Source organism: Buchnera aphidicola (Aphis fabae), from assembly GCF_009069125.1.
GTDB classification, from domain to species: Bacteria; Pseudomonadota; Gammaproteobacteria; order Enterobacterales; family Enterobacteriaceae; genus Buchnera; species Buchnera aphidicola_BB.
In genome coordinates this window covers 365,552-381,951 of the sequence record NZ_CP042427.1, presented here as the reverse complement: position 1 = coordinate 381,951, position 16,400 = coordinate 365,552, and the positions used below count along the sequence as shown (strand labels likewise).

The window sequence follows — 16,400 nt, the reverse complement described above, 5'->3', positions numbered from 1 at the left end:
ATTTAAAATGTAATTCTAATCAAATCAAAGATAAATTTGATTTATTTTCTTGTATCTTATAATCAAAATTACTAAATAAAATATATTTATGTAAATATTTATTTGTTTTCTCATGATTTTTATTTATTTTTAAACTATAATTTAATCATTATAAACAAATATATAATTCTTTTTTTTAATATCAAAAAATATTTAACATTAATCTGTATTTTTTATTAATTTAAATAAGATTGTATAGTGGTTTATCTAATAGTGATTTTTCTCCTGTTAAATTACTAAATATTTTATCAATTTGATTGAATCTATTTGAACAATACTATTATAATAAATTTTTGGAAAGATATAAAATAAACGATAAGATATAAAAAACTATTTTTTATTTATAAAATATATTTTAATTATTTAATTTAAATAATACCTTTAAGATTTAAAAAGTTTATTAATTTATATATAATATTTTTGTAAATATTAATTAATAAATAAAAAATATTCATCCATTTGAGCTTATTTTTAATGGATAAATATTTTAATTATTTTATAAAATAAAACGACTAAGATCTTCATTAGATATTAACTGATCTAAATGTTTTGCAACGTACTGTGAATCTATTTTAATTGTATTCCCACTATTATTACTAGCATTAAATGAAATATCTTCCATTAATTTTTCTAATATTGTATGTAATCTACGAGCTCCTATATTTTCCATAGATTCGTTAACTTTCCATGCTGCTTCTGCAATATTTCTAATTCCTTCTTTTGTAAATTTTATATATACTCCTTCTGTTTTCATCAGTGCTGTATATTGAGTTGTAATTGCTGCGGTAGGTTCAGTAAGTATTTTTTCAAAATCATCTATTGTTAATGCTTTTAATTCTACTTTAATTGGAAGTCGACCTTGTAATTCAGGTATCAAATCGGAAGGTGTAGATGTTTGAAATGCACCAGATGTAATAAATAAAATATGATCTGTTTTTACCATACCATATTTAGTAGATACAGTACAACCTTCAATTAATGGCAGTAAATCCCTTTGTACACCTTCTCTTGAAATATCTGGACCGGACACATCACTTCGTTTGCATATTTTATCAATTTCATCAATAAATACTATGCCGTTTTGTTCGACTGCATTTATAGCTTCTTTTTTTATATCTTCTGGATTCACTAATTTTGCAGCTTCTTCTTCTTTAAGTAATAAAATTGCATCTTTAATTTTGAGTCTTCTTGTATTTTTTTTATGACCACTTAAATTTTGAAATAAAGATTGTAATTGATTTGTTAGTTCTTCCATACCAGGAGGAGCCATAATTTCAACACCCATAGTAGTGGCTAATAAATTAATCTCGATTTCCTTATTATCAAGAACACCTTCTCTTAATTTTTTACGAAATATCTGTAAAGTATTTAAAAGACTTTCATTTTTTTCGTTTTCTGTCCAATTATTTTTAGGTCTTGGAACTAAAATATCTAATATTCTTTCCTCAACGATTTCTTCTACCCTAACTTTATTTTTTTCAATGTTTTTAATTCTAATCATTTTTATAGCAGCATCTGTTAAATCTCTAATAATTGAATCTACTTCTTTCCCTACATATCCTACTTCAGTGAATTTAGTTGCTTCTACTTTAATAAATGGAGAATTAGCTAATTTAGCCAATCTTCTAGCGATTTCTGTTTTTCCAACTCCAGTAGGACCAATCATTAAAATATTTTTAGGTGTAATTTCTTGTCTTAATTCATCATTTAATTGCATTCTACGCCAACGATTTCTTAATGCAATAGATACGGCTTTTTTTGCTTTTTCTTGACCAACAATAAATTTATCAAGTTCAGCAACAATTTGAGGAGGAGTCATTTCAGACATATAAATAATCCTTACTTTTCTGAAAGTAGTTCTTTTATGGTAAAAATATGATTGGTATATATACAAATATTTGCAGCAATGTTAAGTGATTTTTCTACTATTTTTTTAGCATTAAGATTGGTATTTTCTATTAATGCACGAGCAGCTGATTGAGCATAAGACCCTCCTGATCCGATTGCAATTAAATCATCTTCAGGCTGTATTACATCTCCATTTCCAGTAATAATTAATGAAGTATTTTTATCAGCAACTGCTAATAAAGCTTCTAATTTTCTCAGCATTTTATCAGATCTCCAATCTTTTGCTAATTCAATAGCTGATCGTTGTAATTGACCTTGATATATAGATAATTTTTTTTCAAACATATCAAATAAAGTAAAAGCGTCTGCAGTTCCTCCTGCAAAACCGGCAATTACTTTTTCATGATAAAGAGTTCTAATTTTTTTGACATTACTTTTCATAATAGTATTGCCTAAAGTTGCTTGTCCATCACCTCCGATTACTACTTTATTTTTTAATCTTACACTTAGTATTGTGGTCACAAGAAAAACCTCTTAAAAATAACGTTTTTATTTAGAAACATATAAATTTTTTATAAAAATTAAATTTTATTCTAATTCAGTAATTAATTTAAATTTTTTAATTAATTAAAATTTAAGAATAATGTATTTTATTAAATAAATATTTTTTTAAAAGTATTTATTTTATAAATTTTCTAATTTTTTAATGTATTTCCATCTTTCCTTTGGTTTAGCAGGTAATATATTTTCGTCTTCTTTTTTTTGAAGAAATATTTTTTTTTGTGTATTATTTGTTTTCTTTAAAAATATATTGAAAAAAATTAAAGAAATAATTATTACTAATAGGATAGTAAATACATTATATTTATTAAATTTAATTTTTTTTTTTTTAAAATACATTGAATTAATTTTATTTTGATTTTTATACATATTTTTATTTTTTATTTTTTGAAAAAATTAATAATTAATATACTAATAATTGTATAATACAATAAATATTTTTAACAAATTTAGGAAAATTTTCTATGAAAAAAAAAATACATCCTTATTATTCTCAGATAACAGCTACTTGTTCATGTGGAAATATAATTGAAATTTTTTCAACTGTTAATCATAATCTAAATCTAGATATATGTGCAAAATGTCATCCGTTTTATACTGGAAAACAAAGAATTATTGATACTGGAGGACGTGTTGAAAGATTTAAAAAACGTTTTAAAATGACCAAATAAGAAACGATATAAAAGTATTTTTTTTTATTTATAATCTAAAAAATAATTTTTATTTTAAGCATCTTAAATGATATTTTGATGCTTAAAAGATATTCTATTTAAAAACTATTTTAATTATTTTATTCAATTTTTTTTAAAAAACAAGATGTAGATTAATTTTGGAAATAATTTTTTAATGCAACATAAATAGCATTAGCTATATTTTTCTGATAGGAAATTGTTTTTAATTTTCTTTCTTCTGAAAAATTTGTAATAAATCCAGTTTCAATTAAAATAGACGGTGTATTTATAGAACTTAATATTTCTAAACTAGCATAATTTGGTTGTTCTTTATTTACTTTTGTAATTTTTTTAAATTCTTGGAATATATAATTTGATAATTTAATTTCCATAGTTTGAAAATTATTGAATTGTAAATCAAGAATTGTTTTTTTTAAATCTACATCATTTTTATTGTTTTTAAATAGATCTGAAATACTTTTAGAAAAATAAATTTTTTCTTTTTTGTTTTTTATAATGTTATTAATTTCACGATGCATTCTATTTTTTGAAACAATCCAAATTGATATTCCTGATACGTATGATTGTTTTGAAGAATCTACGTGAATTGATAGTAATAAACTTGGATTTTTATGTTTTAAAAAATTTTTTCTGTTTTTTAAAGATAGATCAGAGTCATTATTACGTGTTAAAACAGCATGGAATAGTTTATTATTATCTAATAATTTTTTTAGTTTAATAGCAATTTTTAAGGTTATTTCTTTTTCTTTTAGTCCTTTATGTCCAATCGATCCTGGATCTTGTCCACCATGTCCTGCATCTATTAATATAGTAATTTTCTTTGTTTTTTTAATTAGTTCGTTTTTAAATTTATTGGAAAAAACTATTTTTTTTTTCAACGAATATTATTTTATTAATATTTTCCTGAACTTTAACTTGAAAACTAATTAATAAAAAAGCTAATATGATCCATTTATAAGAATAATAAGAAATCATGAATTTTCCTTAATTTTTTAGCAAATATTCATTTTAATAAATTCTAGTTTGGAGCGGGAAACGAGATTCGAACTCGCGACCCCAACCTTGGCAAGGTTGTGCTCTACCAGCTGAGCTATTCCCGCATAATTTAAAATACTTTTAAATTTTCTATATATTTTATATAGAGAAAGGTTATTAATCAAGCTTTACTTTTAAAAAAGTTATTTTATATTAATTTTTTATAAAATTTTTTAGTTTGATTAAATATCAAAAAAAATTTTTTTATAAAAATTCAATTCCATTATTGATTCTTTTATATCGTCTAAAGCAGTATGATTTTTTTTTTTTTAAATTTTTTTATCTGAGGATGCCAACGTGCTGCTAATTCTTTGATAGTACTAACATCAATACAACGATAATGAAAATAATTTTCTAAATTTGGCATATACTGATCTAAAAATTTTCGATCTTGATAGATACTATTTCCACATATAGGAGATGATTTTATAGGAACCCATTGTTTTAAAAAAAATATAGTTTTAGACTCAGCTCTAGATTCATTATAATTACTTTTTTTAACTCTTTCAATTAATCCAGTATGCATATGAGTTTTTTGATTCCACTCATTCATCAGCAACATGTGTTTTTCTGCTTGATGAATAGCAATAACTGGTCCTTTTGAAATTATATTTAATTTTGTATCTGTAATTAAAGTAGCTATTTCAATAATTCGATGAATTTTAGGATTTAGTCCTGTCATTTCCAAATCAATCCAAATTAAATTTTTATTGTTAAATTTCATAAAGTGTTTTATCTAATATATAAACTATATTTTATTGTATAACATTTTTTTGTTTTTAAAAGATCAAAAATCTTCAAAAATATTTTAAAAATTTATTTTTAATAGATATTAGATACTTAAAACATTATAGTATAATAAGTAAATATGTATAAAATTTAAGAGATTATTTAAATGAAATACGTTAATCTTATGCAAACTAGATCTTGGAATATTTTAAAAAATCATTTTGATATAATGAAAAATGTACATTTAAGAGATCTTTTTTTATTAGATTCTAATCGATTTAAAAAATTCTCCATTTATTTTGAAAATGAAATATTAGTTGATTTTTCAAAAAATCGTATCACTGAAAATACTTTAAAATATTTATTAGATTTAGCTCAAGAAATGAATGTTAAACAAGCAATTCAATCAATGTTTTCTGGAGAAAAAATAAATGAAACAGAAAACCGATCTGTACTGCATATTGCTTTGCGTAATAGACAAAATTCTCCTATTTTTGTAGATAATTATAATATTATGTTTGAAGTTAATCATGTATTAAAAAAAATGAAAGATTTTTCAGAGTCAGTAATTACTGGAAAATGGAAAGGTTACACTGGAAAATCCATTTCAGATATTATCAATATAGGAATTGGAGGCTCTGATTTAGGTCCGTATATGGTTACAGAAGCATTACGTCCATATAAAAATCATTTGAATATACATTATGTTTCAAATATAGATGGTACTCATCTTGCTGAGGTGTTAAAAAAAATTAATCCTGAAACAACTATTTTTTTAATAGCTTCTAAAACATTTACTACAGAAGAAACAATAACTAATGCAAATAGCTCAAAAATATGGTTTTTAAGATATTCTAAAGATAAATCTAGTTTGGATAAACATTTTTTTGCTTTATCAGCTAATATACAAAATGCATTAGATTTTGGTATTAATATAAAAAATATTTTTCAATTTTGGGATTGGGTTGGTGGTCGTTTTTCATTATGGTCTTCTGCAGGATTATCTATTATTTTATCTATTGGATTTAAAAATTTTGAAAAGTTTTTGAATGGCGCTCATTCTATGGATAACCATTTTTATAATTCAGAGTACAAAAAAAATATACCGATAATATTAGCGCTTATTAGTATTTGGTATGCTAATTTTTTTGGTTCTGAAACAGAAGCAATATTTCCATATGATCAATATATGCATAGATTTTCAGCTTATTTTCAACAATCTAATATGGAATCTAATGGTAAATCAGTAGATAAAAAAGGCCAAAAGATATCTTATCAAACTGGACCTATTATTTGGGGAGAACCAGGAACTAATGGTCAACATGCTTTTTTTCAATTAATACATCAAGGTACTAAATTAATTCCAAGTGATTTTATTGTTCCTATTATTTCGCATAATCATTTAAAAAATCATCATATAAAACTAATATGTAATTTTCTAGCTCAAACTAAAGCACTGGCTTTTGGAACTGCAGAAAAATCTTTTGCAAAAGAATCAACGTTTTTTAAAAAAAATATAAAAAATTTCAACCAAATAGATAAAAATTTTTTATTTAAAGAGTGTATAGGAAATCAACCGACAAATTCTATTTTAATACGAAAAATCACACCTTATAATTTAGGTGCATTGATTGCTTTATATGAGCATAAAATTTTTGTACAAGGTCATTTATTAAATATTTTTAGTTTTGATCAATGGGGTGTAGAATTAGGAAAAATTTTAGCTAAAAATATTTATAAAAATTTTTCTAATATAGAAAATGATCAAGTTTTAGACTCTTCTACACAAGGTTTAATAAGTTTTTATAAGTCTTTTCATAAATAAAATATTTAATTAATTATTTTAAAATAATTAATATTGTATTTTACATTACATGTTAAATCATCATTTATTATGTAATTTGTATTATTACTTGACTGAATGTGTTTTTTAACTTATGAGTAATGCATATGTTTAAATCAATTAAATTTAAAATACAGAATTTTGGTCAATTTTTAAGTAATATAATGATGCCTAATGTAAGTATTTTTATTGCATGGGGTATTATGAGCGCATTATTTATGCCCTTAGGTTGGAAACCAAATAAAATTTTGGCAGAATTAATTCCACCTATTATATTTTATCTCTTACCTATTCTTATTGGTTATACGGGAGGTCGTTTAGTTGGAGGAGAACGAGGAGGTGTAATTGGAAGTATTACTACAATTGGTATGATTATAAGTGCTAAAATACCTATGTTATTAGGAGGAATGGTCTCGGGAATTTTAGGTGGATGGATTATTAAAAATTTTGATATCTTAGTGAAAGATAAAATAAAAAATGGATTTGAAATGTTAGTTAATAATTTTTCTATTGCAATAATTGGAATATTTTTAACAATTACTTCATTTTTTGTTATTGGACCTTGTATCGAATGGACTTCAAGTTCAATAAGTCATTTATTAAAGACAATTATACATTATAATTTATTGCCAATTATAGCTATTATAGTTGAACCTGCTAAAATATTTTTTTTAAATAATACAATTAACCATGGAGTTTTTTCTCCTTTAGGTCTTCAAGATATATTAGAAAATAAAAATTCGATATTTTTCTTAATCGAGTCTAATCCTGGACCAGGATTGGGAATATTACTCGCATGTTTTTTTTTCGGAGAAGGCGATTGTTATAAATCTGCTGGAGGAGCTGCGATTATTGAGTTTTTAGGTGGAGTTCATGAAGTTTATTTTCCTTATGTTTTAATGAATCCAAGATTTTTATTATCTCTTATTTTAGGAAGTATGACTAATATTTTTATACTGACTTTTTTTCAAGGTGGTTTAATTGGAGCTGTTTCTCCAGGATCTATTTTATCCATTTTAGCAATGACAAAAAAAAATTTTTATTATATTAATATTTTCTCTATTTTTTCTTCTTTTTTTATTTCTTTTTTAACTGCTATTGTATTATTAAAACTAGTCAATCGTAAAAATAAGAAGTTTATTAAGCAATCCAAAAAAATAATTAACAATAATGCATTAAATTATAAAAATGATAAATTAGATTATTTTGTTAAAGATATTAATACTATTGTAGTTGCTTGTGATGCTGGAATGGGATCTAGTGCAATAGGTGCCAGTATTCTACGTGAAAAAATAAGAAAAAAGAATTTAATGAATATATCTATATCTAATGTTTCTATTAGTTGTATACCTAAAAATGCTGATATTGTAATCACACATAAAAATTTAACTTCTCGTGCCAAAACATATGCTCCTAATGCTAAACACATATCCTTAGTAAACTTTATTGATCATGTTTTTTATGATTTTTTAGTAAATAAATTAATTAAAAATAAAAATTTTTATAATCAAATATATACAACTAAAATAAATGATTTTAATAAAAAAAATAAATCAGAAAAATTATTTCAATTAAGTGAGAAAAATATTATTCTTAATCAATTTGCTAATAATAAAGAGCAAGCTATTAAAATAGTTGGAAAATATTTAGTAGAACAGGGTTATGTTAAAGATGATTATATTGATGCAATGTTAGAAAGAGAAAAAATTACATCTACTTGGTTAGGCGAACACGTTGCATTACCACATGGTACAATACAAGCAAAAGATAATATTTTAAAAACTGGAATAATTTTTTGTCAGTTTCCAGAAGGTGTACGTTTTGGAGATAATATTGATGATATAGCTTATCTTGTAATTGGTATTGCAGCTAAAAACAATGAACATATTATGGTAGTGAGTAAGATTACAAATGCATTAGATGATCCAGATATTATTACTAAACTATCTAAAACAAAAAATATAAAAGAGGTTTTATTACATTTTAATATTTAAAAATTTAATTAGGATTTTAGTATGAAAGTTTTACATTTTGGCGCTGGAAATATTGGTCGTGGTTTCATTGGAAAAACAATGTTACAGTCTGGTGTTAATCTGACTTTTTCTGATGTGAATCAAAATTTAATAGATGCATTAAATTATTATAAAAAATATAAAGTAAAGTTAGTAGGGTATAATTATGAAAGAATTATTGATGTAAATAATTTTCAAGCGGTTGATTTAAATAATCCTGATATATTAAATATTATATCTAACGTGAATTTAATTACAACGGCAATTGGATCGTGTTCTCTTAATAAAATTGGACTTATCTTAGCAAAAGGAATTATATTAAAGATTAAATTAAAATCTACAATTCCATTAAATATTATTGCTTGTGAAAATAAAATTCAAGCCAGTTCTTATTTAAAAGGTATTGTTTTTAAACAAATTCCTATTAAATATCATAAATATTTAAATGAATATATTGGTTTTATCGATTGTAGTATTGATACTATTGTACCATCAACATCTTCTTTTGAAAAAAATATACTATCTTTGATTGCTGAAAATTTTCAAGAATGGATTGTTAATAAAAAACAATTTAAAGGAACTATACCTAAAATTATTGATATGATAATCAGTAATAATTTGCCATCTTTTATAGATAGAAAAATTTTAACATTAAATACAGGTCATGCTATAACAGCATATTTAGGTTGGATAAAAAAGTATATATATATACATGAAAGTATTAAAGATCAAGACATAATTAATATTGTAAAGGGTGCAATGAAAGAAAGTGGATTAACTTTGATTAAAAAGTATAATTTCAATCAAAAAAGTCATTTTGCTTATATTGATAAAATTTTAACTCGATTTCAAAATCCTTTTTTATTAGATAAAATTGAGCGTATTGCACGAAATCCATTACAAAAACTAGCTAAAGATGAACGTTTAATAAAACCGTTATTATCAGCAAAAAAATATAATTTATCATATTATAATTTAATCAAAGGTATTGCAGCAGCATTATATTATAGAAATAAAAATGATTTAGAATCATTGAAGATTGATAATTTAATAAAAACATTAGGAATAAGAAAAACTTTAACTCAAATTTCTAATTTACAAATAGATAGTCAAGAGATGGATTTAATTGTTTGTGAATACACGTCAATTAATAAAATTTTTTCTAAAAAACTATATAATTAATTTAAATATTATTTAACTAAATAGAGAATAAGGTAAAATGCCTATTCGTATATTGCCAATTAGTGTATCTAGTCAAATTGCAGCAGGAGAGATAATTGAAAGACCTGCTTCTGTAATTAAAGAACTATTAGAAAATAGCATTGATGCGAAATCTCAAAATATTGATATTAATATCGAAGAACATGGTTTTAAATCAATTACTATTAAAGACGACGGTTACGGAATTAACAAAAATGAATTACTACTTGCAATTTCTCCTTATGCCACAAGTAAAATTTTTACTTTTTCTGATTTAACTACTATTAATACATTCGGATTTCGAGGTGAAGCATTATCAAGCATTAGATCGGTTTCAAGAATGACATTAATTTCTTGTTATAAATATAATAATATTGGATGGAAAATATATACTGAAGGATTTAATCAAAAAATTATATTATTACCTATCGCTCATCCGATCGGAACCAGTGTTATAGTAGAAAATTTATTTTATAATATACCAGTTCGTCTGAAATTTTTAAACAATAAAAAATCAGAGTTTTTAAAAATTTATGATGTAATTAAAAAAATAGCTTTATCTCATTTTAACTTGAATATTTTATTTAAAAAAAATAAAAATTTAGTTGTTAATTACAATAAAATAAAAAGTTTTGATGATAGAATTTTTCGGTTACAACAAGTTTTTGATAAGCTTGATATTAATTCCTTGCTAACAGTTAAACAAGAGATAGGTAATCTTAAATTATTTGGATGGATTGTATATCCTTCATATTTTTTAAATTCCTTTAAAAACATTCAATATTGTTATATTAATAATCGATTTGTACATAATAGTGTAATCAGTAATGCAGTTTTAAATGCTTATTATGAAATAACAGGAGTAAAAATTAATCGATCATTTATTTTATATATTCATATACCTTCTAGCGAAATAGACATTAATATTCATCCTACTAAAAATCAAGTTAGATTTAATAAATCTAATGAAATTTATATTCTTATATATAATACTATTATAAATATTTTAAAAAAAAATAAAATTCAGTCATTTACACATAATTTTTCTTTAGCAAAAAAAGAGCAGTGTTTTATTAAAGATTTTTATACTTTTTATTTTCAATTAATAAAACAAAATTCTTTAGAAAAACAAAAAAAATTGTTTTTTAAAAATTTAACTAATAATATTCCTCATATTTATTCAAAAAAACAAATAAAAAATGAGTTTTTTTATTCCGTAAAATTATTAATCATTGTTAAAAAATATTATGGATTAATTTATTATCTAAACAATTTTATATTAATTTCATTTCCTTTAGCAAAAAAAATTGTTAATCAACATAAGTTACAACATTATATAAAAAACAATATTATACCTAAATCTTATTTATTTAACTTTGAATTCTTAATTAATTCTATACAATATAAAATTTTATTTAGTAATCAATTAATACTCTATAAATTTGGATTTTCTTTTATTTTATTAGAAAAATATATTAATTTAACAAAAATACCTTATATTCTAAAACAACAAAATACTAATCTGTTAATATCAAATTTTTTTTCATTTATTTTTTCTAATAATGAACTAAATATTAAAAAAATTTTACAATGGTTTAATAGTAATATATTAATATACAAAAAATCTTGGAGTTATTTGGATGGTATTCTATTATTATTAGAAATAGAGTATTTTTGCCCATTGATACTAAAAAAACCTCCTTTACAATTATTACACAAAATAAATATTGATGAAGCATTATGTGTATTAAAAATATAAAAATTTTTCAATTAAGAAAACCAATTGTTTTTTTTTTAATAGGTCCTACTTGCTGTGGTAAAAGTCAAATTGCTATGTATCTTAGAAAACACTTACCAATAGAACTTATTAGTGTAGATTCTGCTTTAATTTATCGTGATATGGATATTGGCACAGACAAACCAAATTATTTAGATTTAAAAATGCATCCACATCGATTATTAAATATTAAAGATCCTAGTGAAGTTTATTCAGCAGCTGAATTTAGAAAAGATGCCTATAAAGAGATTAAGAATATTTTAAAGCTAGGGAAAATACCATTACTTGTTGGAGGTACAATGTTTTATTATCATGTATTATTATATGGTTTATCTAATTTACCTCCTTCAAATCTTGAAATTCGAAAATATTTATTAGATAAAGCAAAATATAATAAATATTTTTTATATGAAAAATTAAATTTAATAGATCCTATATCTGCTAATAATATTCATCAAAATGATTTTCAAAGATTATTAAGAGCATTAGAAGTATTTTATATTTCTGGAAAAACTTTGACATCTTTGAAAAATAACACACTTAGTGAACTACCATATAATATCATTCAATTCTCTATTTTACCTAAAAGTAAAAAATGGTTATATGAGAAAATTGAATTTCGTGTAAAAAAAATGTTAATGTTAGGTTTTCAAAAAGAAGTAGAAAATTTATTTTTTAGAGGTGATTTAAATAAACAATTACCATCTATACGATGTATAGGATATCGACAGATGTGGGAATATCTTGAATATAAAATTAGTTATAATGAAATGGTTTCAAGAATTATTTTTGCAACAAGAAAATTAGCTAAACATCAATTAACATGGTTAAAAAAATGGAAAAATATTCATTTTTTAATTAGTTCTACTCCAAGTATTATTTTTAAAGAAATATCAGATATTCTTAAAAAAAAACATAAATTTGATATTTAATTTTAAAAATATATAGAATATTATATTTTTTTAGAATATAAAATTTAAGTTTTATTTTATTAAAGAATTTCATATTAATTAATTTTTAAAAGATTCTAAAAAAATACAGTTTTCATATCTTTAAATATAAGATATATTATTTTGAATTTGTTAAAAATATATGATATAGCATTAAAACTAATAAATGAGGCATAAAATGGCCTGGAACAAACCAAATAATCATGAACCAGAACTCGATCCCTGGGGAAAAAAAAATGGTTCAGAAAAAGATTATTCTGAAAAAAAAGAACAAAAAAAAAGTAATGAAAAAAAAACTTTAATAAACTTTAAAAAATTTTTACATAATATTAATAATATAATTAATACAGCGAATTCTTCAAATTCATTAAATAAAAAAATTAATCCTGTTTTAATTTTAATTTTTATAGCTTTTTTAATTTGGTGTGCTCGTGGGTTTTATACTATTAAAGAAGCTGAACGTGGAGTAGTCACTCATTTTGGAAAATTCAGTCATTTAGTTGAACCAGGATTAAATTGGAGACCAGTTTTCATTAATAATGTACAAGCTGTTAACGTTGAAACAGTTAGAGAATTAGCCACTTCTGGTGTAATGTTAACTTCTGATGAAAATGTAGTACGTGTAGAAATGAACGTACAATATAAAATTACAAATCCCTCTAGTTATCTTTTTTCTGTTGCATATCCAGATGATAGTTTAAGACAAGCAACTGATAGTGCTTTACGTGGAGTTATTGGACGTTCTACTATGGATCGTATATTAACAGAAGGACGAACTTTAGTTAGACATGATACTCAAAAAGAAATTGAAGAAACTATTAAACCATATAATATGGGTATAACTATATTGGATGTTAATTTCCAAACAGCTAGACCTCCTGAAGAAGTAAAAGCTGCTTTTGATGATGCAATTGCCGCTCGTGAAAATCGAGAGCAATATGTACGTGAAGCTGAAGCATATGCAAATGAAGTTCAACCTAAAGCTAATGGAAAAGCTCAACGTATTTTAGAGGAAGCTAAAGCATATTCTTCTCGTATAATTTTAGAAGCTCAAGGAGAAGTCATACGATTTTTAAAAATTTTACCAGAGTATAAAAAAGCAAAAGAAATGACTCTTAAAAGAATTTATATCGAATCTATGGAAAGATTGTTAAGTCATACTAAGAAAGTTTTTATTGATAAAAATAGTAACTCAACATTATTTTTATCTTTAAATAATTTTATTAATGATACAAAAAAAAATAATAAATTATTTTTAAATTCAATCAAATCGATAAAAAATAAATCTAATGTTTTAAAAAAAGATCAAGATATTAATTGTTTATCTGCATTATCTCCTAATAATTTTTTTAAACAACGACGTATAAATTCAATACGCAATGACATTAAAAATATAGAGAGAGAATGAAGATATGAATAAATTATTGATTTGTTTATCAAGTATTTTACTTCTTTTAGTTTCTTCTTCATTATTTATTGTTAAAGAAGGAGAGCGTGGAATTGTATTGCAATTTGGAAAAGTTTTAAGAAATAACGATCAAAAAACATTAGTTTATAATCCTGGATTACATTTTAAAATTCCATTTTTAGAAACTGTAAAAATGTTAGATGCTCGTATTCATACAATGGATAATCAAGCCGATCGTTTTGTTACAAAAGAAAAAAAAGATCTGATTGTAGATTCTTATATAAAATGGCGTATTAGTGATTTTAGTCGTTATTATTTAGCTACTGGAAATGGAGATATTTTTCAAGCTGAAGTATTATTAAAAAGAAAATTTAGTGATCGATTACGCTCTGAAATAGGATGTTTAAACGTAAAAGAAATTGTGACTGATTCTAGAGGAAGGTTAACAACAGATGTACTTCGATCTTTAAACAAAGGAACAGTAAACTTAACAAATTCATCTGGAATAAATGTAAATAGCATGAATGCTTTAGGTATTGAAGTTGTAGATGTTCGTATTAAACAAATTAATTTACCTATTGAGGTTTCTGAAGCTATATATAATAGAATGCGAGCAGAACGAGAAGCTGTTGCTAGAAGTCAACGTTCTCGAGGACAAGAAAAAGCAGAAAAATTACGTGCAATGGCTGATTATAAAGTTTCAATGATATTAGCAAAAGCAAAAAAAGAAGCTTTAATATTGAGGGGGCAAGGAGAAGCTGAAGTAGCAAAATTATTTTCAGATAATCTTCGAGAAAATTCTTCTTTTTATTTATTTGTTCGAAGTTTACATGCTTATGAAAACAGTTTTAAAAATCAAAATAATCTTATCTTAATTAGTTCAGATAATAAATTTTTTCAATATATGAATCAAATTATTTCAAATTAAAAGTAAAAAATAGGTATTTTAAAGAAATGAAAAAAAACATTGTAATATTAGGTACTCAATGGGGTGATGAAGGCAAAGGGAAAATAGTTGATTATTTATCTAGATATAGTGCTTATGTAGTTAGATATCATGGAGGACATAATGCTGGTCATACTTTGGTAGTAGATCAAAAAAAAATCGTTCTTCATTTGATTCCATCAGGTTTATTACATCCAGATGTTATTGGTATAATTTCAAATGGAGTTGTCATCTCTATTTCAGAGTTAGTTAAAGAAATAGAGATGTTAAAAAAAAATAATTTTTTTATTGATAAACGTCTCTTTATTTCTAATTCTGCTTCTTTAATTTTACCATTTCATATTGCGCTAGATTTAGAACGTGAAAAAAAACTAGGAGTGAATGCTATTGGTACAACAGGAAGAGGTATTGGACCAGCTTATGAAGATAAAATTGCTCGTCGTTCTTTACGTATTGGAGATTTAAACAATGAAAAAAAATTATCTATAAAATTAGAAAAAATAGTTAATTACTATAATGATCAATTAGTTTCAATTTATAAACATAAATCTTTTGATTATAAAGTGATTTTAAAAGATTTATTAGAATCTAAAAATATAATTAATGACATGATAACAGATACTAATATTATGTTATATAGTGCGATTAAAAATAAAAAAACAATTATTTTTGAAGGCGCACAAGGTAGTCTTTTAGATATTGATCATGGTACATATCCTTATGTTACCTCTTCTAATAGTACTATAGGTGGAGTTATTACTGGTACAGGAGTTGGTCCAAAAAGTTTAGATTATATCTTAGGAGTAACAAAAGCTTATTCTACACGAGTAGGTAATGGACCTTTTCCTACTGAACTTTTTAACGATATAGATAATTATCTTTCTAAGAAAGGTAATGAATTTGGATCTACTACAGGTCGAAAAAGACGTACGGGATGGTTAGATGGTGTAGCTTTACGTTATGCTGTACAATTAAATTCTTTATCTGCACTATGTATAACAAAATTAGATGTTTTAGATAACTTAAAAGAGATAAAAGTTTGTATAGCTTATCAAAATATGAATACATTAGAAATTCATACTAATACATCTTTTAATAACTTAGAAAACATGAAGCCAGTATATGAAATATATCCAGGTTGGATGGAAAAAACTTCAGGTATTACAAAAATAGAAGATTTACCTAATGCTGCACAGCATTATATAAAATGTATTGAAAAAATTGCAGGAATTCCAGTTGATATAATTTCTACAGGTCCAAATCGTAATGATACTATTTTAGTAAGAAATATTTTTTTATAATTTTTAATTTAAAAATAAATTTTAATATAAAAATATTTAAAAATATTTTATTAAACAAT

Annotated in this window: 13 protein-coding genes, 1 tRNA gene and 1 pseudogene; 9 read left to right on the top strand and 6 right to left on the bottom strand. The window is 23.4% G+C overall.

Annotated elements, in window-relative coordinates:
- Positions 1-535: 535 nt before the first annotated feature.
- The 3 genes from hslU to FQV33_RS01885 form a co-directional block, all read right to left on the bottom strand.
- Positions 536-1,867 carry an HslU--HslV peptidase ATPase subunit gene (gene hslU, locus FQV33_RS01895; protein ID WP_158348089.1) on the bottom strand — a complete coding sequence of 444 codons (1,332 nt, stop codon included), beginning with the start codon at positions 1,865-1,867 and terminating at the stop codon, positions 536-538.
- A gap of 11 nt (positions 1,868-1,878) precedes the next feature.
- A complete protein-coding gene (hslV, locus tag FQV33_RS01890; RefSeq protein WP_158348087.1) occupies positions 1,879-2,409 on the bottom strand; it encodes an ATP-dependent protease subunit HslV in 531 nt (176 codons plus the stop codon).
- A gap of 162 nt (positions 2,410-2,571) precedes the next feature.
- Positions 2,572-2,817, bottom strand: coding sequence for a hypothetical protein (locus tag FQV33_RS01885; protein ID WP_158348085.1), 246 nt, complete (start codon positions 2,815-2,817; stop codon positions 2,572-2,574).
- A gap of 95 nt (positions 2,818-2,912) precedes the next feature.
- Between FQV33_RS01885 and rpmE the strand changes: the two genes are divergently transcribed.
- On the top strand, positions 2,913-3,119 hold the full coding sequence (gene rpmE, locus FQV33_RS01880) for a 50S ribosomal protein L31 (RefSeq protein WP_158348083.1): 207 nt from the start codon (positions 2,913-2,915) through the stop codon (positions 3,117-3,119).
- 152 nt (positions 3,120-3,271) lie between these two features.
- Here rpmE and FQV33_RS01875 read toward each other — a convergent pair whose 3' ends face one another.
- The 3 genes and pseudogenes from FQV33_RS01875 to orn all read right to left on the bottom strand — a co-directional run bounded on the left by FQV33_RS01875 (position 3,272) and on the right by orn (position 4,899).
- The gene (locus FQV33_RS01875) at positions 3,272-3,973 is read right to left on the bottom strand and encodes an N-acetylmuramoyl-L-alanine amidase (protein WP_226856639.1); all 702 of its coding nucleotides are present in this window, start codon (positions 3,971-3,973) and stop codon (positions 3,272-3,274) included.
- A gap of 191 nt (positions 3,974-4,164) precedes the next feature.
- Positions 4,165-4,240: transfer RNA gene (locus tag FQV33_RS01870), tRNA-Gly, on the bottom strand.
- Between the two features lie 117 nt (positions 4,241-4,357).
- Positions 4,358-4,899, bottom strand: a pseudogene (gene orn / locus FQV33_RS01865) (oligoribonuclease).
- Positions 4,900-5,070: 171 nt separating this feature from the next.
- On the opposite strand from orn, the gene pgi reads away from it, so the two are divergent.
- From pgi to FQV33_RS01825, 8 genes are all read left to right on the top strand, one after another.
- On the top strand, positions 5,071-6,729 hold the full coding sequence (pgi, locus tag FQV33_RS01860) for a glucose-6-phosphate isomerase (RefSeq protein WP_158348081.1): 1,659 nt from the start codon (positions 5,071-5,073) through the stop codon (positions 6,727-6,729).
- Positions 6,730-6,854: 125 nt separating this feature from the next.
- The gene (locus FQV33_RS01855; RefSeq protein ID WP_158348079.1) at positions 6,855-8,741 is read left to right on the top strand and encodes a PTS mannitol transporter subunit IICBA; all 1,887 of its coding nucleotides are present in this window, start codon (positions 6,855-6,857) and stop codon (positions 8,739-8,741) included.
- Between the two features lie 21 nt (positions 8,742-8,762).
- Positions 8,763-9,941 carry a mannitol-1-phosphate 5-dehydrogenase gene (locus FQV33_RS01850; RefSeq protein ID WP_158348077.1) on the top strand — a complete coding sequence of 393 codons (1,179 nt, stop codon included), beginning with the start codon at positions 8,763-8,765 and terminating at the stop codon, positions 9,939-9,941.
- Positions 9,942-9,978: 37 nt separating this feature from the next.
- Entirely contained in the window at positions 9,979-11,718 is a 1,740-nt protein-coding gene (gene mutL, locus FQV33_RS01845; protein WP_158348075.1) for a DNA mismatch repair endonuclease MutL, read from the top strand.
- Positions 11,719-11,756: 38 nt separating this feature from the next.
- On the top strand, positions 11,757-12,668 hold the full coding sequence (gene miaA, locus FQV33_RS01840) for a tRNA (adenosine(37)-N6)-dimethylallyltransferase MiaA (RefSeq protein WP_226856638.1): 912 nt from the start codon (positions 11,757-11,759) through the stop codon (positions 12,666-12,668).
- Positions 12,669-12,864: 196 nt separating this feature from the next.
- The gene (gene hflK / locus FQV33_RS01835; protein WP_158348071.1) at positions 12,865-14,094 is read left to right on the top strand and encodes an FtsH protease activity modulator HflK; all 1,230 of its coding nucleotides are present in this window, start codon (positions 12,865-12,867) and stop codon (positions 14,092-14,094) included.
- Positions 14,095-14,098: 4 nt separating this feature from the next.
- Positions 14,099-15,022, top strand: coding sequence for a protease modulator HflC (gene hflC, locus FQV33_RS01830; RefSeq protein ID WP_158348069.1), 924 nt, complete (start codon positions 14,099-14,101; stop codon positions 15,020-15,022).
- 26 nt (positions 15,023-15,048) lie between these two features.
- The gene (locus FQV33_RS01825) at positions 15,049-16,341 is read left to right on the top strand and encodes an adenylosuccinate synthase (protein WP_158348067.1); all 1,293 of its coding nucleotides are present in this window, start codon (positions 15,049-15,051) and stop codon (positions 16,339-16,341) included.
- The last annotated feature ends 59 nt before the right edge of the window (positions 16,342-16,400 follow it).

Coding starts and splice junctions, on each gene's coding strand:
- hflC (WP_158348069.1), top strand. CDS start 14,099: ATGAATAAATTATTGATTTGTTTATCAAGTATTTTACTTCTTTTAGTT.
- hflK (WP_158348071.1), top strand. CDS start 12,865: ATGGCCTGGAACAAACCAAATAATCATGAACCAGAACTCGATCCCTGG.
- mutL (WP_158348075.1), top strand. CDS start 9,979: ATGCCTATTCGTATATTGCCAATTAGTGTATCTAGTCAAATTGCAGCA.
- FQV33_RS01885 (WP_158348085.1), bottom strand. CDS start 2,817: ATGTATAAAAATCAAAATAAAATTAATTCAATGTATTTTAAAAAAAAA.
- rpmE (WP_158348083.1), top strand. CDS start 2,913: ATGAAAAAAAAAATACATCCTTATTATTCTCAGATAACAGCTACTTGT.
- FQV33_RS01855 (WP_158348079.1), top strand. CDS start 6,855: ATGTTTAAATCAATTAAATTTAAAATACAGAATTTTGGTCAATTTTTA.
- FQV33_RS01850 (WP_158348077.1), top strand. CDS start 8,763: ATGAAAGTTTTACATTTTGGCGCTGGAAATATTGGTCGTGGTTTCATT.
- FQV33_RS01825 (WP_158348067.1), top strand. CDS start 15,049: ATGAAAAAAAACATTGTAATATTAGGTACTCAATGGGGTGATGAAGGC.
- pgi (WP_158348081.1), top strand. CDS start 5,071: ATGAAATACGTTAATCTTATGCAAACTAGATCTTGGAATATTTTAAAA.
- hslU (WP_158348089.1), bottom strand. CDS start 1,867: ATGTCTGAAATGACTCCTCCTCAAATTGTTGCTGAACTTGATAAATTT.